The sequence below is a fragment of the Legionella jordanis genome (genome assembly GCF_900637635.1).
Taxonomy (GTDB): Bacteria; Pseudomonadota; Gammaproteobacteria; order Legionellales; family Legionellaceae; genus Tatlockia; species Tatlockia jordanis.
Genome location: NZ_LR134383.1, coordinates 834,250 through 853,841 on the forward strand (window position 1 = coordinate 834,250; position 19,592 = coordinate 853,841).

Below are 19,592 nucleotides of genomic sequence, written 5' to 3' on the forward strand. Positions count from 1 at the left end.
ACCTGTACAAATAAATTTGCGAATTTTATCACATTCTGATGAACGAAATCACCGCTTGCCATGGAACATTGCTCGCAGGCCACTCAGCAGCCTACATCTTTGGCTGCGGAGTAATTTCCTTCATAACCGCCTGCTGTTCAATGTCATCATCATGTCGGTGATCAGCGGCCAGGTAAGTATACATGGTTGGTACAACAAACAGTGTAAATCCTGTACCAATTAATAATCCCATGGCTATGACAAGGCCGATATCAAAGCGACTTACGGCACCGGCGCCGCTTGCTATCAGCAGAGGGATGACCCCAAATACCATGGCGGCGGTAGTCATCAGAATAGGGCGTAAACGAATGCCGGCTGCTTCTTCCACCGCTGCTCTGCGGTCTAAATTTTTTTCACGCTGCAATTGATTGGCGAAGTCCACAATTAAGATACCGTGCTTGCTGATTAATCCTATCAGTGTAATTAATCCTACCTGAGTGTAGATGTTGATGCTTGCAGCACCCAAATTTAAGGGTATTAAAGCGCCACAAATAGACATAGGGACACTAATTAGGATAATTAAAGGATCCCTAAAGCTTTCATATTGAGCTGAAAGAACTAGAAAAATAACAATAATGGCCATAAAGAAAGCCAAAATTAGGGCACTGCCCTCTTGAATAAATTGCCGGGATTGGCCGCCGTAATCAATAGAGAAGCCTTTTGGCAAAACATCCTGCGCCTGTTCTTTAAGGAAATCCAAGCCCTGACCTAAAGTAGTGCCAGGCATCATGACCCCCTGAATCGTGGCTGAGTTCAATTGTTGGAAGTGGCTCAAGGCATTGGGTTGAACTTTTTCTTTTGCATTGACTACAGTCGATAAAGGAACCATTGTGCCTTCTGCCGTTCGCAAATAAATGCTTCCTAATTGAGAAGGATTTAAGCGAAATCGCCGGTCTAATTGCGGGATAACTTGATAGCTTCGACCCTGTAAATTGAAGTAATTAATGTAATTACCGGATAAGGCGCTGGTTAAGCTACTACCGATGGCTTGCATATCAAGCCCCATATCGGAAGCTTTTGAACGATTGATGGAAAAATCCACTTCAGGTTGATTGAACTTAAGGCTGTTATCCAAGTAGATGAATAATCCGCTTTTTTGAGCCTTATCCAACAACTTGTTAGACACATCGAATAAAGTTTGGAAATCATTCGTGGTTTTGATTACAAATTGAATGGGTGTACCACTACCGCCACCTGGTAAAGGAGGAGGAATCACGGCGAAAGATTTAAGCCCGGCGACTTCATCCAACTTTTGCTGCAGAGGCTCTTTCAGTGCAAATTGACTCTTACTGCGCTTATCCCAGGGTTTTAATACCATTCCTGAAACAGGGGCTGCCATGTTCACAGTAAAATAATGGTCGGTTTCCGGAAAACTTTTATAAATGGCATCAAATGGCTTGGTGAATGCTTCGATGTAATTAATGGTCGCATATTGTGGTGCTGTTCCCACAACGAAGAAGAATCCCTGATCTTCCTCAGGTGCCGTTTCCTTAGGAGTAGTACTATACAAATAAGGGAGTATTAAAAGGATCACCATAGCCATGAGCAAAATGATAGGACGGGTATCCAGCAAACTGTGCAACATGCGTTGATAACGCAATTTCAAACCGTTGAATTTTTGATCCAAATAATGGACGAAACGGCCACTGCTGATGTCAGCGGTTAGTAATTTTGAGCACATCATTGGACTTAAGGTGAGGGCAATGATTCCTGAAATAACGACAGCACTGGCTAGGGTAAAAGCAAATTCCTTAAATAAAGCGCCTGTTAAACCCCCCATGAATCCAATTGGTGCGTACACTGCAGCCAGGGTAATGGTCATGGCAATAATGGGAGTAGCAATTTCGCGGGCACCAATGAGAGCCCCTTGCAATGGCGTATTGCCTTCCTCAATATGCCTATGGACGTTTTCGACGACAACGATGGCATCATCAACGACTAAACCAATGGCCAAGACAAATGCCAATAAAGTGAGCAGGTTAATGGAATAACCCAAAAAGAGCATAAATGTGCAAACACCAATTAATGACAGGGGAATGGTAACCACGGGGATTAAAACGGAACGAATGGAGCCTAAAAATAGGAAAATAACCACAATAACAATCAGGGCCGCTTCTAGAATGGTTTGTAATACTTCATGAATGGAGGCGCGAATGAAATCGGTGGCATCATAAACAATCGTGCCTGTCAAAGAAGGTGGAAATTGCCGCTGAATGGAGGGCATGATTTTACGGGCGTCATTAATGACTGTTAATGGGTTTGCGGTGGGTGTAGGGGTAATGGCAATAAAGACTGCTTTCTTCCCATCGAAACGGACAGAAGTGTTGTAATCTTGTGAGCCTAATTCAACTTTGGCAATGTCTTGTAAGCGGATGATTGCGCTTTTGTTCGAGCGAACAATTAATTTATTAAATTCCTCAACATTGTTTAAATCCGTTTTCGCAGTCATGTTAAGAGCCACGTATTCACCCTTTGTACTTCCCGCAGCAGTTAAAAAGTTGTTGCGCGCCAACACTGTTGATACATCGGACGGTGAGACATTCATTGCCGCCATTTTGATGGGATCAAGAAAGATACGCATGGAATAGGTGGCGCCGCCTAAAATTTCAGCCTTAGCCACTCCATCAACCGTTTGCAGCTGGGGTTGTACAACGCGGATAGCATAATCGGTAATTTGTTGCGGGCTCATTTGAGAGCTGTCAAGGCTAATGTACATGAGCGGTGTTGATGTGTCTGAACTCTTGACTATGACGGGTTGCTGAGCCTCCGGAGGCAATTGATTCAATGTTTGCTGCACTTTGCTCATGACATCGGTGAATGCGACTTGAGGATCGAAATTGAGTTTGATGGTCAAGGTAATTGTACTAAGTCCCTGGTTGCTCGTTGAGGTCATGTAATCAATCCCCTCCGAGCTCGCAACAGCAGCTTCAAGTGGTGTGGTAATAAAACCGGCGATTAAATTGGCATCAGCGCCTGGATAAGCCGTAGTAATGGTAATCACGGTATTATCCATTTTAGGATATTGTCTGATTTGCATGGTTAAAATCGAGTTCAACCCAAACAGGAAAATCAATAGGCTGATTACTGAGGCAAGAACCGGACGCTTGATGAAAATGTCTGTAAATTTCATGATTATCCTGGTAAAACTAAAAAACCACAGCCAATGTCTGTTGACATGGGCTGCTAACTACGAGAAGCCATGCTTCTGCAAATTGTCAATGAGTATGCTATTGACCGAGTTTATCTGGATCAGCGATGTCTTTAAGTTCAACACTATTGTTGATGACGACGCGTGTGCCGTTTTGCAGCTTCAATTCACCAGAGCTGGCAACTTGTTGACCTTCCTTGATGCCGCTAAGGACAACAGTATAATTCCCCTCCTGATCACCTGTGCTTACGAACACGCGCCTGGCTCTTAAAATATCTTTGCCATCCTTATCTTTTTTACCATTTTTATCTTTTTCGATGACAAAAACGGAATTGCCATAGAGGCTGTAAGAAATGGCTGTTGAAGGGAGCACAATAACATCCGGAATAGCAGGTTGCTCAATGGAGATGGAGGCAAACATTCCCGGTATGAACGCAAATTGCGTTACATGGTTTTTTTGATTTGAGTTGCTGTCGCAAGCGATTAATTTTCTTTCTACGCTTTGCGATTGGGTGGAGACAAAATTCAATGTCTTGGGGTTGTTAGCTGGAGCCGGACAATTCGGTACGGTGGCTTGCACCCAAATGTTATGGGTATTGGGATCAACCTTGGCATTCAGAGCGGTTATCTTCCCTTTAAACGTAGCATTAGGAAATTCTTCTACTGTAAATTGGATTTCCTGATTCATATGCAGGCGCTGCAGCATCTGTTCGGGTAAGTAAAACTCGAGAAAGAGCGGATCCATTGACTGCAGAGTCACAATGGAAGTTTGCCCTGGGGTAATGTACTGCCCCAAACTCACTTGGCGAATTCCAACTTTTCCTGAGAAGGGAGCGGTAATGTGTTTATGCTGTATTTCCGCCTCGGTTTTCTCAACATTGGCTTGAGCTTGCGCTAAATTCGCAGTCGCTTCATCCACGCTTGAACTTGAAGTGGCACCACGTTTAAACAAATCGGCTTGACGTTTGTAATTGAGCTCACGTAGGGTAAGGTCGGCTTTGTTAAATTTTAGCGTTGCTTGATCAACACTGTCATCGATATCGATTAGTGGCTGGCCTTTTTCTAGGTATTGGCCCGATTCAAAATGGATATTCACCACTTTGCCTGAAGCTTCAGAACCAACATCAACACCATTCATTGCTACAAAATTTCCTACAGCAGCGATGCGAGGTTCCCAGTTTTTCTTAATTGCGGTTACGGATGAAACAGAGACAGCAGGAGGCTCATAGCTGGCAAAAAAACGTTTAATCATGAAACTTTTGAACAGGTTAAACGCAATAATACCTCCGAATACAACCACCAGAGCAATTATCATGATAGTCATGCGTTTTTTCATGTTCAGTCCTCTAAAGCGATAAGCAGATTACTTTGGCGGCATTACTATAGCATAAATGCATCAGCTATAAAGATTTATTCGTGTCAGGAGTACAGCAATGAACTAATTTGTTTTTGAATTAAACAATCGTCACCAGGTCTACTCCTCGGTTTTCAGGAACAGCGTCATAGCTGAGTTATACTTAAATAAGGCAGGCTGATTAATAGCCGTTTTCAATTTGGTCTTCACGTTTTCAGCACATGCCTCAGCAGGACATTTGTTTGCTCTGCAGCATCAATCCTTAGCTTACAATATGCCTCCAGGTTTACAAAATCATGGAATGCCCAAGGGCCTAAAAGGCAAAGTACCTTATGGCTGGTCAAAAGGAAAAAAGGTTGGCTGGGGCCATGATGGTTTAAAAGGATTTGGTAAGCATGGCAAGCAGGGGATTGGGCAACATGGGGGACATGGAAAAGGCCGTAAATAATAAATGCTTGCAGCGGGAAGGTGTTAGAAGCCTTATCCCGCTTGCACTAACAAGTGGATTTAACCCGATGTTGTGTATTGCTTAAAAAACATGGATGAGTTGGTTTTTACTGTTTGGGGCTGATGTTTAGAATCAACACCTTATTGATTGAATAACTTAAATCAATCTTTTATAGTTCAACCCTCTTAAGGGACGGGAGATTTAAGTAATGTGGCTGGCAATTCGCCTTTGAAAACAGAAAACCTCCGTTTGCTTACGACAATTATATCCAAAGCCGAAACAATAAACCCAATAGGATCGGAATGAAAAACGTCATTTTATACCAAGATGGTTCCTCAGATGATTACATTGCCTTGTGCTTCATTACAGCCATGCTTCGCAAAGGCCATGTCAATTTATCCGGCGTCATTACAGCAGGAACGGGCGAAGTTGATGCCCGATGCGGGCTTAGAAATGTGGCTGCAATTTGTCAAACGTTAAATCTCCGTGATTTACTTCTGGGACAGGGGGAGGATAAAAGAATACAAGCGGAGCATGGGCAAAATTTTCCAGCTTACATTCGAGAATTCATTGATGATTTACCCACTCTAATTGGTCTTGGCCAAAGTACAAACACTCATCGCTGTGCCAATGCCGTTGAAGCTTTTCATGAAATTATTTCTAAAAGTGAAGAACCGGTTCTGATTATTTCAACCGGGCCTTTAACGGATTTGGCAAGGCTGTTTGAGCAATACCCACAAGACAAGAAACACATTGAAATTGTTATGATGGGGGGGCGGTTCATACATTGGGAAATATACAGGATCTCGATCCTCACATTCCAAATAAACTCGGTGAATGGAATATTTTTGCCGATACGGCAGCAGCTAAAAACGTAATTGCCTCTGGAGTTCCTCTCACCATGGTGCCACTGGATGTTACTAAGCACATTCAGGTGACTGAACAATTCTACAATGAATTGGGCGATTTAGCCGAAAGAAATGGCAAAACGGCAGTTTCACTCGCTTACAATTTAATAAAGGCTTTAAAAATTGCTTTTGAGAAAGAACATCCTGAAATTAATTTTTTTGATGTGTATTATCTTTGGGATCCTTTTGCAGCGATGGTCGCTCTAGAGCCTCAGATTGCCAAAATTGAAGAAAAATACATCAAGGTAGATCTTCAAACGGGAAAAACAGAAGAGGTCAGTGGATCAGGGGAAGGAATAGGTCATGTTCGTGTAGCAATGGATATTGCCAAACCTGCACCTGAAATTTTGCATCATTTACTTGAAGCGATTGCCTCGCTAACTCCTCCTGATATGAAGCACGAAGCAGTAACAGTGCCGCCCTTTACCTTGTTTGGTTCAAATAAGGGTGCACGCCTGAACTTGCAAATAGGGATTTCAAACCGGGCATTTAATGCTATTTTGCAGCGTTATTGGGGGCTAAATCTTTAGCTCCCTCCCTAATATCAGTCTGTTCAGGTTTAAATATAGAATTAGCCGTTAAGAGGCTTTTACTTCTGCGGTGTCTTTTCGTTTCCTTTTTAGCAGAGGGTTCTGCATCGGTTGGAATTGTGAAAGCATCTTCTGAATGAAGTTGACCTAATTTAAATTCATAAAATATAGGGTTCAGCTTATTGGAAAGATTTTTCGGATAATAAAATTCATTATTAACTTGAATAATTTTATGCATGACCCTCTGCAAGTCTTCTTGGTGCCTTGCAGGAAAATTAGAAGGGTTCTTTTTAGATTGATGGTGCAGGTAGTTAATCAATGCATCCAGAAAATGGCCGGGGGTATAAGATTTTTTTTCAAAAATAGAAGGTGGCAGGAGATTGTGAGACAGATAATTATTATTGAGTCGCTCAAGGAAAGACTCCAGGTTATCTGCTAACTGATCGAAATCAATGACGTCTGAAATCTTGGGTTGATGTTGTAATGAGCAATAATATAACTCTTCCTCTGAAGGTGCCAAGTATGCAGCTAAATACTCCGGTAAATTGCTTTCAAAATGAATGACTTCGAAGTTAAGCAAAACCTTTAGTTCTAAAATTTTCTTTAAAATACTGCCCACTGTTTCTTTTCGAATTAAAGAGTTGTCATTCCCTTCATGAGCAAAAGAGATGTCGGTGAGCAATGAGCCTAAAAAGGGCAGGGCTGTGCGATGTTTATTGTATACATATCTTAAATATTTTTTATTCTTTTCTTGGCTCAGTATTTGATCAATTTCGGCAATGATTTTTTTATCTTTGGTAGGCAATTCTTCAAAATATCGAGTCATTCTGGAAATATTAATATTATTTAAAACACTATATATCAACATTAAATGATTTAAATCGGGATAGGTTTCTTCACCTAAAGGGCACAATGCTTGAGCCAGATCCAATAAAAATTGCAGTGCATTTTGCATGTTGTCTGCAGTTTGGGACAGCAGCTTTTCTGTAAAATACGAACTTAGTTTATTAAAGTAAGCAGTAAATTGGACAATATGGGGGGAGCGTTCGTTTCGACTGTCTTTTAGCCAACTGCAATTATCAAATTCATGAATTGTAACATCCTGATAAAATTGACGGGTTAGCATGCGCAATTCATGAGCAAGGATTAACACTTCCGTTCTTCGCTCTTGTCTCGGTCGTTTAAGCGCGCAGGCTACCAATTCATCAAATGATTGGTTCGTTTGCCTTAAAGAAGGTTGATTAATTTTTTCACTAAGAAGGCAATAATTTTGATACAACAGATTGCTGTCACAGAGTGAACTTAGTTCCAGAGCTTTGTGCAACAGTTGGTTCAATTGTTCGCCTAAATTAGCAAGCCCAATTTCAGGGTCGACGTTTTTTTTGCATAACAGTCGCAAATGCGTAGCCACCAGCGGCTTAAGATGGGGCAAGTTAATTCCGGAGTAAATCAAAGCTTGAAGGGCAATAAAATTGCCCATTAATTTTTGGGAGAAATCAAAGTGGGGAAACATGACCCTTATGCAAATTAAAATTCGAGTCAAAGGATAAGCGCTTAACAATCCCAAAGTAATTTCATTTAAAGTTTTTATCTGTGACTCGCGGCTTGAGTCCAGATTCGCTTGGCAAACCGTTAAATCCCAAAGTTCAGTCATCAGTTTCAAATCAGTTGATGATTGCGGTAAACACTCTGGAAAAGCCTTGGCTTCATCCTCAGCAGTGGGCGCATGATTAATAAGTATTTGGATGAATAATTTAAGCAGGCTATAGATTTCATTCTGGCTTTTGGAATAATGTTCATCTACCAGCGGGTATAACTCATTCAGGGCGTTATGAATCACTTGTTTTGCTGCAAAGCGGGTGTCCTCATCTTGCTCGTGCTCTAGATCAAAAGAATCCGCTAAGAGGAACCGACTGCAAAACGCATTAAATTCTTTTTGTAAATGAAAATAATGCTCGGAATTCCGGTCTGTTTTGTAGGCTTCGATAACTGCTTGCCACAATGTTTGATTCTTAATGGGGGTTTGACCAATATTTTGTTCATTTTGCACAGGATGAAAGGACAAAACCGATGAGGTGGGCTCAGATAATCTCGAGGTAGAAGGGCTCGTTTCCAGAGAAGCCGAAGGAGAATAGTTGGAGCTTCTGGAGGACATTAAAGGAAACAAATATTTAAATTCTTCCCCTACATTCACGGTATTTTTCTGAGAGCGAAGATTTAAAGATTTTAGCAATGACAGATCAATGTATAAAAAGGGTCGTTTTAACTCCAGGTCATCTGCAGTAAGCATAAAAGCGGTAAACCCAGCTTCATTTTGCAAAGAGCGGTCTACCTCGCTGTCTGCCAATAAGGCTTTTATAGCCAAGAGATTTTTTGCAAGAACCGCCTCGTGCAATGCCGTATTGCCTGCTTTATTTTGCAGGTTCACCAGTTCAGGAAAAATGCCCATCAAAACACTAAGGCTTGATGAGGATTCAAGGTTATACCTGGCTGCATAATGCAATAAACTACAACCATTTCTATCCAGTTGTAGCCCCTTTCGCTGCCATTCTGGATAGTCCAAGAGCGCCTTTAATGCTTTAAATTTACCTTTTAATACCAAAAGATGAAAAACCGTTCTATCCAGCACATAAGTCTCATCGATTAATGAGGGTTTTGATTTAAACCATTTGCAAAGTTTTTTAATAATTTTTTTTTCATCATGTTTTGAAAAAACCAAGGCTTGAATCAATTCTTTGTTCATAGGTATTTCCTTAATACGAGCAAAACTGCAATGTGCGCAAATAATAAAAAGGTTGGATTTATTCAGATCCAAAAGAAGCTGATCTTAGCTTTATTTGTACAGATTTACATCATTTAAATGAGGGGGCATGGGCCTGTGCTTTTGCACCAGTCATTGCTAAAGGATTTAGTGAAATTTTTTTGTTTTGAGCAGCATGGGTATATTCCATGCTGCCAGTTAAAGTGAATTCATCAAAAGGATTAATTAAATGAAATCGAAGGAATAAAAAATGGATGCTGTCAGCTCATGCAAGAAGATGTGTTTGGCTTCCAGTGGGCTAATTGTCGTCCTAAGTCCAGTTATTGCGTCAGTAACTGTACTGGACGTTTTTAATTTTCCAGCATCGACAAACCGATAACCCAAGCCGACACCGAAATGATCGAAGGTATAATTGGCTCCAACTCCCGCATCCCATGCGAAGTTGGTGCTTGAATTGCCATCCACCAGGAGATTCACTGTTAATGGTGCGCCAAAAATCGGAATGCCAATGTTTTGTATCCCAGTAATTTTGTTATGAGCAGCCCCTATTCCTCCTTTAATATAAGGAATGAACCCTCCCCAATCGACATTTGGCTTTAGTATTAAATCAAATAAAAAAGTTTGGATAGTAATGTCGCCGCCTTCATAGCGGTCATAAATAGTATCGGTTATTGAAGGTTCTTCTGCAGCAGGAATATTCCAGTCATAACCCTTGCGATAATCATAGCTGAATTGGAAACTGACATTGGGGTTCCATTGGTAACCCAGGAAAGCCCCTCCCAAACCGGTTGAGCCAATATCGCGAGTCCAATCGGAATTTACTGGAGAGATAAATACTAAGCGGGTAGATCGTGGGTAAGTATATACTGGTTGTAGATGGGTTTGGGTTGAGATGGAATAGCCTCCTTCCAAGCCCAGATAAACCTGATGAGCGGGCATGACATTGACATCACCCATTGCACCAGCCAGTGCTAAACTGCATTGAAAATTCAGTATAGCCAGTGCAGTTTTTCTTAATGTAAGCATTTACTCTCCCTATTGTCTAATTATTCCAATCTTAAGTCCTGTAGCCTTAAGCGGAAGAATTTTCCCTTAAGAAGGATAAGGATGCAATGCAAAACTTAGAAAAGAGAATTACAAAAAGTTTAAACCTGTGACATTTCATTAAGGAGAGTTCCTTGGGAGTTGCCATAATCCCTGAAGCTGCATTTGTTTTAATCGATTATACTGGAACGGGATTGTCTTGGGGCTCTTCAGGGCTTGCTTTTAAGAACTCGCTAGGTATCCAGCCTACCAATAAGGTGCCTTTATACAAGAGGTCCAATAAGAACAAGCTTTTGCAAAGATTATCGCTTAAGTCCTCACATTCTCCACTTTGAAAAAATAATGCAATCGCCACTCCTAAATAAGAGAATGATAAAGAGGCTTGCATGCAGTGAATTATTTTTTCTTTGCCCCCTGTGTCTTTTGCAAATAAACCATAACCTGATATAAGGCCTTGCGCCAATTTTGTCGGGATAACGGCTGTGGGATTGATGTTTCCAAGGCTTTGTCCAACTATTTCAGTGACTGCATTGCTTCTCTCCGTCTTGCGGTGACAAGATGTAGAGCCTGAAGTTGAAAACCGTTTCAATCCTTGTTTGACGCGGTCAAAAAAATCCGTCATAACAGTCCTTGTAAATTCTTAATATCTATCAATTTATTATCACATTAGCAGAGAAATGCAAAGCCTAGTTAGTTAGGACTAATCACAATGAGTTAAGCGCGAAAATTTCATCAGTTTAAAATTTCTTAATAAAACTTTAAGGTTTGGCTGGCATGATTGTTGGCCAGTACTAATTGAATTAAAAAAAGACGTAGTTATGGGCACAGCCAGCAAACCATCAAATACAGAGCAACTGGATAAGAAGAGTAGTAAACAAGCCAAACATTCTTCGAAAACTACAATCTCTTTTCAAGATCAACAAGAATTAAAGTCCTATGAAGTTCTCCATAAGCTGGGTAAGGGTGCCTGGGGTAAAGTGGTTAAAGCAAAGAATGTCAAAACAGGCACACTAAAGGCGATTAAAATTCAAAAAATTGATACCAAGGCAAGCGACAGTAAAGAAATTGAAGCTTCCATTAAGAAAGAGGCTAAAGTTGGTGCCCATGCGGGTTATACCAAAGCTCTTTTTTTTGCAGACAGCAAAAAAAATCCTGATCGGAAAAAGGCTTATATGGTTAATGAATTCTATCCTGGCAAGGATTTGAAAAAACTCATTCAAAAGAAAAAATACAGTTCACAGGAATTTTTAATCATCATGCGAGGCATTTTTAGCGAAATGCAGCGTTTACATAAGCTCGGTATCATTCATGGGGACATCAAACCTGCCAACTTCATCATTAATAAAGATTTAACTGTAAGGGCAGTTGATTATGGTTTTGCAAGCCTGGACGGTGACAACGCGGAAGAAAGTTGCGGAACTCCACTTTATTCAGCCATTGAGCTCTTTACGGGGGTAGCCACTAACCCGGTTTCCGACATTTATTCTGTGGGGATTACCGTCGCTGAAGGATTAAACCAGGTAAAAAGAGAACAACTGATTGTCGATAATCAGGAAACTCAAATCGTGCGGTTGCGCCCCAATGAAAACCTGGAGAAGTCTTTAGCCCAATCATGTCCGCAGTTAAGCTCAAAGCAGGTTAAAATTTTAACTGAAATGATTCAAAAAATGACTAAACAGAGTCCCAGCCAGAGACTTAAGCCTGCCCAATTTGCTCAGATGCTGGCCACTTACGACAAAGAAATTTTACAAATTCCTGCAGTGCCACAGATCATTAAAAATGCTGCGCAATTGATAGATGATATTATTCTTATGCTTGAAGATCGGGCTCAAAAAGCCGGTCCAGCAGAACAAAAGGCAATCATGAAGTCCTTAGGGAGCGCACAGATGAGTTGTGATCCCAAAGAGCTAAAGAGCCCCAAAAATTTGTATGCCTTAAAAGACAAAATTGCCCAAGCCAGCAAAGAAGATTGTGAAAATTTTAACTTTGCGCGCGAAATTATGGGCGACTTGAGACACATAGCTAAACACCGGCTAAGCGGCAATAAATTCACCGCAAGCACAGCGACCAAAGTCGGTGATGCATTTAAAAAACTGGTCAATCGAATTTTACCGATTGAGCCCTGGTCTAACCTCAGTGTCTCTGGTTCAGTGGCAGCAGCAAGGGAGTTGGTTGAAGAGAGAGTACAAAGCAATTTTAAAATTGGATAAGAACACTTTCCACTTTTAAAGGTCACAATAATTCAACAGTGGCTATTCTAAATAGTCACTGATTGGTTGGTTGCTGTTATGCTGTGCTTTCAAAACCTCTAACGAATGTATACGCAGGCAGCCTTATGATTAATAAAGAAAAAATGGATAAATTGCTGGAGTGGATGGCCAAGCTTCACATCAGCGAAACTAATCTCGTTGAAAAATTCATTTTAGGAAGTGGAAAAGGGGGGCAGAACCTTCATAAGACCGCTTCAACCGTATATTTAAAGCATGTGCCTTCTGGTATCGAAATCAAATGCCAGGACTCGCGTAGCCGAGAAGAAAACCGGTATTTTGCAAGAAGAAGATTGTGTGAAAAATTGCAAACCCTCCTTACTGACGAAAAAACCAGAGAACAGCAACGAGCCGAAAAATTAAAACGGCAAAAGAAAAGGCGTTCAAGACGAGCCCAGCAAAAAATACTGGCAGAAAAATCAAAGCAAGGAAGAATTAAAGAACTCAGGAAAAAACCAACATCATTTGAATAATGCCAGTAGGGTGCAGCTTCCATTGGTCATCATTAATGATGCGGGATTAAGAGGGATGGCTAAATAATATTAATCTAATGATTCAAATAATTTAATTTTAATCTATATGGATTATAATTAACCAATCAGACTGTTCAATAAGGTGCGACGATGGGTGGTCAATTGCATTTAAACAATGGTAATCCCCAGCAGGATAGAGAGAATACTTGCGTGTCAGGCTATTCGAGAGGGAAAGAAAATTTTGCACTCAGCAACTTCGATGACAATAATGGCAATGGCTATGATTTTAATGACCCCGATGTAGGTAATGTGCATTTTCAGACCTCGGAGCATTATCTCCATTTTCAAAAGCTCACCCCTGAAGCCAAAGTAAAATACCGCGATAAATGGGAGAATACTCCTCGACCTTCCGACATATTAAAAGAAAATAAAAAACTTCCTCCGAGTGATCTTCGCTATTCATTTAAGGACAACAAGCCATCGGCAGAATGGGATCGCGACAAAGTCGCGGTGCAGATGCAAATTAATGCAACCAAATACGCCCAATCCTCCTCCTTTAGAGATTCCATCAATAAGTCAATTGAGTTAGGAAAAAGTTTTAATGACGGCAAGGGCGCTGCGGTTATTATTGAAGACACCAGTACAGCAGACCATGTCGAAACGAATTGGGGTACGGGGCCAGACGGTAAGGGGACCAATATACTAGGAAATACACAAACTGCATTTGCTAATATGGTTGCGAATAAGCAAATTAGCACGGCAGACCGAACGCCCTCACTCAAATCAATCACCAGTAACCCATCGAGCCAGTCTTCTTATGACCAAGCCAAAAGGCAGTTTCAAAACGGCTTTCAGAATACATTAATAAACACTCGGGCAAAGGCTGCGCAAGCCAGAGGGATTGATCCCTATTATCTAAGAACTGACACCTCAGATTTGGGCGGATCGCTGGTGAGAAGAGCAGCATTAAACGGTACGGTTCAAATGACCCCCATGACGTCATCTACAGGATTCAATCAGGCCCCCTCTAACCGAATAGATCAACTGAGTCAAAAAATGCACAGCACGAGGCAGTCCGCAAATCCAATAAGCTTTGGTGCAAACAATCCACTCACTTTCAAAACGGTTCCTGTTTCTGTTGCAACTGCCGGATTTCAAGGTTTGCGCGACGCCTTGAAGAAACAGCAAATTCCTGTCGCAGATAACGGGCACTCCCTGATTGATTATTACCTTTCCGCCTCATCCGATAATAAAAGCAAAATGGAGGCGGCACATCTTCTAACTGGTTATGCAGTCAAAAGCGTTATGGGTAATTTAGCCGTTGAAAGTAGAATGTCTGTCGTTGACAACATCGGAAAATCCACGGCAGCCATCAAACATGATGCGCATGCGTTAAAAATAGAATTTAAATCTGCAAGAGAAGCCAGTGAGTTTGCAAGGAAACTGGCTGAACAGGGAATCACCAGCCATACGTTCCCAGGGCAAATGAAAACTCCACAAGGAAAGAATAAAAATTTAATTTTTCTGACCCAAGGTGACCTGGAAAAAATAGCTGAAAAATCCAAGCTGGCGGAAAAAACCTCTGCTGGTATGGCTTATAAAACAGTGACGGAAGACTTCCAGCAAAGCAAATATGCAAAAACGCAATCCAATCAAATGAACAGATCGGTCAGTTAAACTGCTCAGGAGCTCAAATGTAGTTGCAAGCCATCTAATGAGTGGCTAAGGCTCATTCATTGCTTTTGACTATAGGGTTTAATGCAGATAACATCATTCTGAAGTCAGTAAATAGATAATATTTCATGCACTTATCCAATTCAGAAAACTCATTTGAAGTTCAGTTGATTCGAGCTCTCTACAAAGATATTAGAACCGCCAAACATGGCCGCGAAGTGAATTCCCAAGCTTTGACTGCGGCCATATCCCTATTAGAAGAAATTGAAAAATATCCGCATATTAGCCTTGCAGAAATTATGGTAGGGGCCATCAACATGGCAACGAGCATACAAATTATGGAGTATAAAAATATTGCCCCGGATAAGATCGGCGAGACTTTGTATAACCGATTTATGAAAGAAAGAAATTATTGGTTTGCTGACTATGATAAAATGTTCAAAGCCATGAGTCCTTTGCCCCTTGATGATGGCTTAAAAGTAGCAATGTCCGTCATTAAACGCGCCGCTCAGAGTCCTTTATATCTAAGTCCTTGTGTTCCCCATACCACAACCTTGTATTTTGAATACTTAAAGGCCCAGGATGTACATTTTGTGCCACCCAGTTTACCCGATGGCGAAACATTTGCGCCTTGGACTAAAGAGCAGTTCAGTCCATTTCATACAGAATTCTCGGTTGCATCCCTACTCAATTTATCTCTTTTTGCCGTTAAAAAACATAAACTACCCACTCAAGAGCTACCTGGCGATGTGCAAACAAAATTACAGAATCTGCATGCCCCTGAAGAATACCCCCAGGAAGGCAGTGTTTTGAGCAATGAAGCCTTCAGTAACCCCATGGCTAGAAAAGAAAATAGCCCAGGAGATGAGAAAGATGAGGTCATTAAAGTAGAACCAGCTTCCGCTTCGCGTTGTGTTATTCTCTAAACGCCAGCTGAATTTCACATATAGAGAGACTGCACTCACGGCTGAATATTTATTGAGGGTAAACAGGATTTCCCTTCATGCTCCAGGAGCCATTTCTTTCTGGCAATCCCCCCTCCGTAACCGCCTAAGGAGTTGTTGCTGTTTATCACCCGATGGCAGGGTATGACAATGGCAATTTGATTGGCTCCGTTGGCTTGGGCAACAGCACGGTAAGCCGTAGGCTTACAAAGCAATTGCGCAAGCTCTGCGTAGGAGCGGGTTTCGCCGAGGGGTATTTTCATTAAGGTTTGCCAAACCTGGCATTGGAAGACTGTTCCTGTGAGTTTTAAAGGGGTTTGAAACGTGCTCAAATGGCCTGCAAAATAATCCTTAAGCTCCATTTCAATGGCTTCAATGACTGAATTTTTGCCGGGAACGATGGCGCAATGGGTTTTCCTTCTTAAGCGCTCAACTTCAAGTTCCAAGCCTCTGCGATCGATAAATTCCAACAAATAGAGTGCTTCATCACTGGCAATTGCAATCATCGGCCCTAAGGGACTATCCAACCAGGACGCTTTCAGTAGTTGCAGTTGATGAGGTTTGCTTGGAGCGGCTCCCATAATTCGGCTGAACGCGTCGCGAAAGCCACTTCCAGACTCATATCCTGTGGCAATTTGGGTTTCGATGATGCTGTCACCCGCGCGTATTTTTTTAACAGCAAGACCTATGCGCCTTGCGCGGGCATATTCAATGAAGGTCATCCCAAATCGTTTTTTAAATTGCCGCCGCGCTGTGGCGGCATTGCATGATAAGGCTTCCAGATCGCTATTTTTCCAACGCTTCTCCGGGTTTTGTTCAACCGCTTGCACCAGTGTTTGAACCAGTTTTGAGGTTTGGTTTGGCGAAGACAGGGGCTGGCAGCGTTTGCAAGGTCGAAAAGAAGCGAGTAGGGCTTGTTGAGCCGTGGTAAAGAATTCGCAATGTCCAAACTTTGGCTTTCTGGCTGGACAGCTGGGAAGACAGAAAACATGAGTGGTGATGACGCCAACGTAGAAAATGCCATTATAGCTACTATCCTTTGCCAGCATAGCTTGATAATACTCCTTTTTACAGGCTTCGCTTAACATCATCGACCTCTATGACTACTTTCTAAGTATTGTAGTGAATCAAAAACGTCTTTGCCGCCGAAATTTGGACATTGATTTTGTATTTAACGAATGAACAAGAATCAGATTGCTTTGAGTAAATATTTTTTATGGACACAAAAAAAACCTATTGACTAAATACAACCCTTTGTTACCATCTGGGCTCCACTATTATTTAGGGGTTCATAAATGAAACTTAAGTCATTGCTTTTCGTTTGTTGTTTTGGCCTGTTAACTTCTGCCTTTGCTGATAACCATCATTTTCATCCTCAAGCAAATAAGGCTGAGGCTAATGCTGCAGCAGCCAAACCTACTGATAAAGCGAAACTGCCTGGTTATTGCGAGATTGAAATTATTAATAGCAGTTTTGATGACGTAAGAGTTTATGGTGTTTTCGATGACGGCACTACTCTTAACCCATTTAGCATTTACAGTTACGAAGCTCCTCATTACATTGATTTATTCTACTATGGATACTGCCATGCCGGTATGAATCTTTGGATTGATACTTACAGCGGTTACCGTGTATACGCTGGTTACACTTACACTAACAGCACTGTACGCATTGTTCCCTATTTGAAACAAACCAAAGTTGAAATCACTTCGAAGTAATTCAGTCATGTTTCTGTCAAGGCACGATCAATTCGTGCCTTTCTTTTATCTGCATTGTTTTTGAGGTTTATATGAAACGCCTTTTTGTTCTGTCCCTATTATTTCCAGTTTTAGCGTCTTGTGCTGTAGAAAATGGCTACTATGGGGATCCCTATTATCGTCCTGCTCCTCGTGCGCAAGTGGAAACGCCTTATGGTTATGGTTATCGCGGCAATCCTCGTGGTGACATTCCTTATGACGATTCCTATTATGGTTCTCAGTCCAATACGCACCATCATTATAGTCAAGCTGATACGGTGGCATATGGGCAAACCGTTGCACGCAAACAAAAAGCGGCGCCAAGAAACCGCAACCATGGCCACAATAGGGGTAATGAGCGCAGGCATCAAAATCAACCAGATGTAAGGACACACAGACGAGGTGATAATCGCGCGGAAATTCAAGTACATGGTCACGAACAAGGCCAAAACTCTTCGGTTCATGGTCACAAAGACTATTATGCACCTAATGTCCATGGTCATGACTAGATACCCACAGTGTGCTATCTTTCCAATTTCAAATTTGGGGGGACATTATGCTAAGGATATTTAAAAACATAGTCATTCTCGTTTTGATTTCAGGAATCGTTGCTTGTGCGGCTGGACCAACTAGTGAAAGTACTGGCCAATACCTCGATAGCTCCGCGGTAACTGCCAAAGTGAAGGCGGAATTAATCGACAAATTGGGCGCCAAAGGATTTGCCATTAAGGTTAATACCTTCAAAGGGGTAGTGCAGTTAAGTGGTTTTGTGAACAATGCTCTGACCCGGCAAAGGGCGGCAGCTATTGCAAGTCGTGTAGAAGGGGTAAAACGCATTCGAAATGACCTTATTATCAAGTAACCATTGCTTGTATTTAATGTATTTTTTTCCAAACGAATGTGTACAAACCTGGGAATGGAAGTAATTGATTTTGGGGGGAAGCTTAGCATGACAGCTTCTCAAGAGCAGTACTATAATAGTGCCATTATCCATCACTTAAGGATCGCCAATGTTTGATGAAAGCTACAGGATTGCGGGTTTTGATGAAGAGCTTTGGCAAGCTATTCAAGACGAACGCAAGCGTCAAGAAGAGCATATTGAATTAATTGCTTCTGAAAATTATGCGAGCCCTCGAGTGTTGGAAGCACAAGGTTCTGTACTCACCAATAAATATGCCGAAGGTTATCCTGGTAAACGCTATTATGGCGGTTGCCAATACGTTGATGTAGCAGAAACCTTGGCAATTGAGCGGGCAAAGAAATTGTTTGGTGCCGATTATGTCAATGTTCAACCTCATTCAGGTTCGCAAGCAAATGCCGCAGTTATGATGGCTTTGCTCCAGCCAGGTGACGTCATTTTGGGCATGTCATTGCCACATGGCGGTCACTTGACCCATGGTTCAAAGGTTAATTTTTCTGGTAAATTGTATCAGGCCATTGAGTATGGAGTGGATGTTGAAACCGGATTGATTGATTATGATGCTCTTGAAGCGTTGGCATTAAAACATCAGCCCAAAATGATTATTGCTGGTTTCTCAGCGTATTCACAGATACTTGATTGGGGACGATTTAGGACCATTGCTGATCGGGTGGGCGCCTATCTTATGGCGGACATTGCCCATGTCGCAGGTTTGATTGCTGTTGACCTTTATCCCTCGCCTATTTCCTATGCCGATGTTGTTACCACTACTACCCATAAAACTTTGAGAGGTCCGCGCGGTGGATTGATTATGGCGCGTGCGAATGAAGAGATTGAAAAAAAATTAAATTCAACTGTATTTCCGGGGTTCCAGGGCGGTCCTTTAATGCATGTGATTGCCGCCAAAGCAGTTGCTTTTGCCGAAGCGTTGCAACCTGAATTTAAACAATATCAAAAGCAAGTGCTGCTGAATGCAAAAGTGATGGCGGAAACTTTAAAAAGTCGTGGCTACCCCATTGTCTCGGGAGGTACTGAGAATCACTTGTTGCTGGTTAATTTAATCAGTAAAAACATTACGGGTAAAGAGGCGGATGCAGCCTTGGGACAAGCTAATATCACGGTGAATAAAAACACTGTACCGAATGATCCTAAATCACCATTTGTAACCAGTGGCCTGCGTTTGGGTACACCCGCGGTAACCACTCGCGGGTTTAAAGAACAAGAGGTAAGCACATTAAGTCAATGGATAGCTGATATTCTGGATGACTTGCACAATGAAAATACTATTGCTCACGTCAAAGCTCAAGTGTTAAAGCTTTGCGAAGAATTTCCGGTATATCGTTAATC

15 protein-coding genes and 1 pseudogene are annotated in these 19,592 nt (G+C 41.7%); 10 read left to right on the forward strand and 6 right to left on the reverse strand.

Annotated features, from left to right (window positions below; genetic code table 11):
- Positions 1-91: 91 nt before the first annotated feature.
- Together EL203_RS03930 and EL203_RS03935 are read right to left on the reverse strand one after the other, a co-directional pair.
- Positions 92-3,169, reverse strand: a complete 3,078-nt coding sequence (locus tag EL203_RS03930; RefSeq protein ID WP_058470419.1) for an efflux RND transporter permease subunit — start codon at positions 3,167-3,169, stop codon at positions 92-94.
- 97 nt (positions 3,170-3,266) lie between these two features.
- A complete protein-coding gene (locus EL203_RS03935) occupies positions 3,267-4,523 on the reverse strand; it encodes an efflux RND transporter periplasmic adaptor subunit (RefSeq protein WP_058470418.1) in 1,257 nt (418 codons plus the stop codon).
- A gap of 256 nt (positions 4,524-4,779) precedes the next feature.
- Here EL203_RS03935 and EL203_RS03940 point away from each other — a divergent pair, with 256 nt between their 5' ends.
- Together EL203_RS03940 and EL203_RS14555 are read left to right on the forward strand one after the other, a co-directional pair.
- Positions 4,780-4,989 (forward strand): hypothetical protein, encoded by a 210-nt coding sequence (locus EL203_RS03940; RefSeq protein ID WP_064108336.1) that lies wholly within the window; start codon positions 4,780-4,782, stop codon positions 4,987-4,989.
- A 371-nt stretch (positions 4,990-5,360) separates the two neighbouring features.
- A pseudogene (locus EL203_RS14555) lies at positions 5,361-6,427 on the forward strand (nucleoside hydrolase).
- Here EL203_RS14555 and EL203_RS03955 read toward each other — a convergent pair.
- The 3 genes from EL203_RS03955 to EL203_RS03965 form a co-directional block, all read right to left on the reverse strand.
- Positions 6,393-9,170, reverse strand: a complete 2,778-nt coding sequence (locus tag EL203_RS03955) for a RasGEF domain-containing protein (protein ID WP_058470415.1) — start codon at positions 9,168-9,170, stop codon at positions 6,393-6,395. The pseudogene EL203_RS14555 and the gene EL203_RS03955 overlap by 35 nt on opposite strands.
- A gap of 243 nt (positions 9,171-9,413) precedes the next feature.
- The gene (locus EL203_RS03960; protein ID WP_058470414.1) at positions 9,414-10,214 is read right to left on the reverse strand and encodes an outer membrane protein; all 801 of its coding nucleotides are present in this window, start codon (positions 10,212-10,214) and stop codon (positions 9,414-9,416) included.
- Between the two features lie 196 nt (positions 10,215-10,410).
- Positions 10,411-10,854, reverse strand: a complete 444-nt coding sequence (locus EL203_RS03965) for a hypothetical protein (protein ID WP_058470413.1) — start codon at positions 10,852-10,854, stop codon at positions 10,411-10,413.
- Positions 10,855-11,050: 196 nt separating this feature from the next.
- Here EL203_RS03965 and EL203_RS03970 point away from each other — a divergent pair, with 196 nt between their 5' ends.
- The 4 genes from EL203_RS03970 (at position 11,051) to EL203_RS03985 (ending at position 15,572) form a co-directional block, all read left to right on the forward strand.
- Positions 11,051-12,442 (forward strand): protein kinase domain-containing protein, encoded by a 1,392-nt coding sequence (locus EL203_RS03970; protein WP_058470412.1) that lies wholly within the window; start codon positions 11,051-11,053, stop codon positions 12,440-12,442.
- A 125-nt stretch (positions 12,443-12,567) separates the two neighbouring features.
- The gene (locus tag EL203_RS03975) at positions 12,568-12,972 is read left to right on the forward strand and encodes a peptide chain release factor family protein (protein WP_058470411.1); all 405 of its coding nucleotides are present in this window, start codon (positions 12,568-12,570) and stop codon (positions 12,970-12,972) included.
- A 150-nt stretch (positions 12,973-13,122) separates the two neighbouring features.
- Positions 13,123-14,649 (forward strand): NADAR family protein, encoded by a 1,527-nt coding sequence (locus EL203_RS03980; protein WP_058470410.1) that lies wholly within the window; start codon positions 13,123-13,125, stop codon positions 14,647-14,649.
- A gap of 125 nt (positions 14,650-14,774) precedes the next feature.
- Entirely contained in the window at positions 14,775-15,572 is a 798-nt protein-coding gene (locus EL203_RS03985) for a hypothetical protein (protein ID WP_058470409.1), read from the forward strand.
- A 35-nt stretch (positions 15,573-15,607) separates the two neighbouring features.
- On the opposite strand, the gene EL203_RS03990 is transcribed toward EL203_RS03985, so the two are convergent.
- Positions 15,608-16,678: a bifunctional transcriptional activator/DNA repair enzyme AdaA gene (locus EL203_RS03990; protein ID WP_058470408.1), complete on the reverse strand. Its 1,071-nt coding sequence runs from the start codon at positions 16,676-16,678 to the stop codon at positions 15,608-15,610.
- 207 nt (positions 16,679-16,885) lie between these two features.
- On the opposite strand from EL203_RS03990, the gene EL203_RS03995 reads away from it, so the two are divergent.
- From EL203_RS03995 to glyA, 4 genes are all read left to right on the forward strand, one after another.
- Complete coding sequence (locus EL203_RS03995) at positions 16,886-17,308, forward strand: hypothetical protein (RefSeq protein WP_058470407.1); 423 nt, start codon at positions 16,886-16,888, stop codon at positions 17,306-17,308.
- A gap of 71 nt (positions 17,309-17,379) precedes the next feature.
- Positions 17,380-17,835, forward strand: coding sequence for a hypothetical protein (locus EL203_RS04000; protein WP_058470406.1), 456 nt, complete (start codon positions 17,380-17,382; stop codon positions 17,833-17,835).
- A 47-nt stretch (positions 17,836-17,882) separates the two neighbouring features.
- Positions 17,883-18,188 carry a BON domain-containing protein gene (locus EL203_RS04005; protein ID WP_058470405.1) on the forward strand — a complete coding sequence of 102 codons (306 nt, stop codon included), beginning with the start codon at positions 17,883-17,885 and terminating at the stop codon, positions 18,186-18,188.
- A gap of 148 nt (positions 18,189-18,336) precedes the next feature.
- Positions 18,337-19,590, forward strand: coding sequence for a serine hydroxymethyltransferase (gene glyA, locus EL203_RS04010; RefSeq protein WP_058470404.1), 1,254 nt, complete (start codon positions 18,337-18,339; stop codon positions 19,588-19,590).
- The last annotated feature ends 2 nt before the right edge of the window (positions 19,591-19,592 follow it).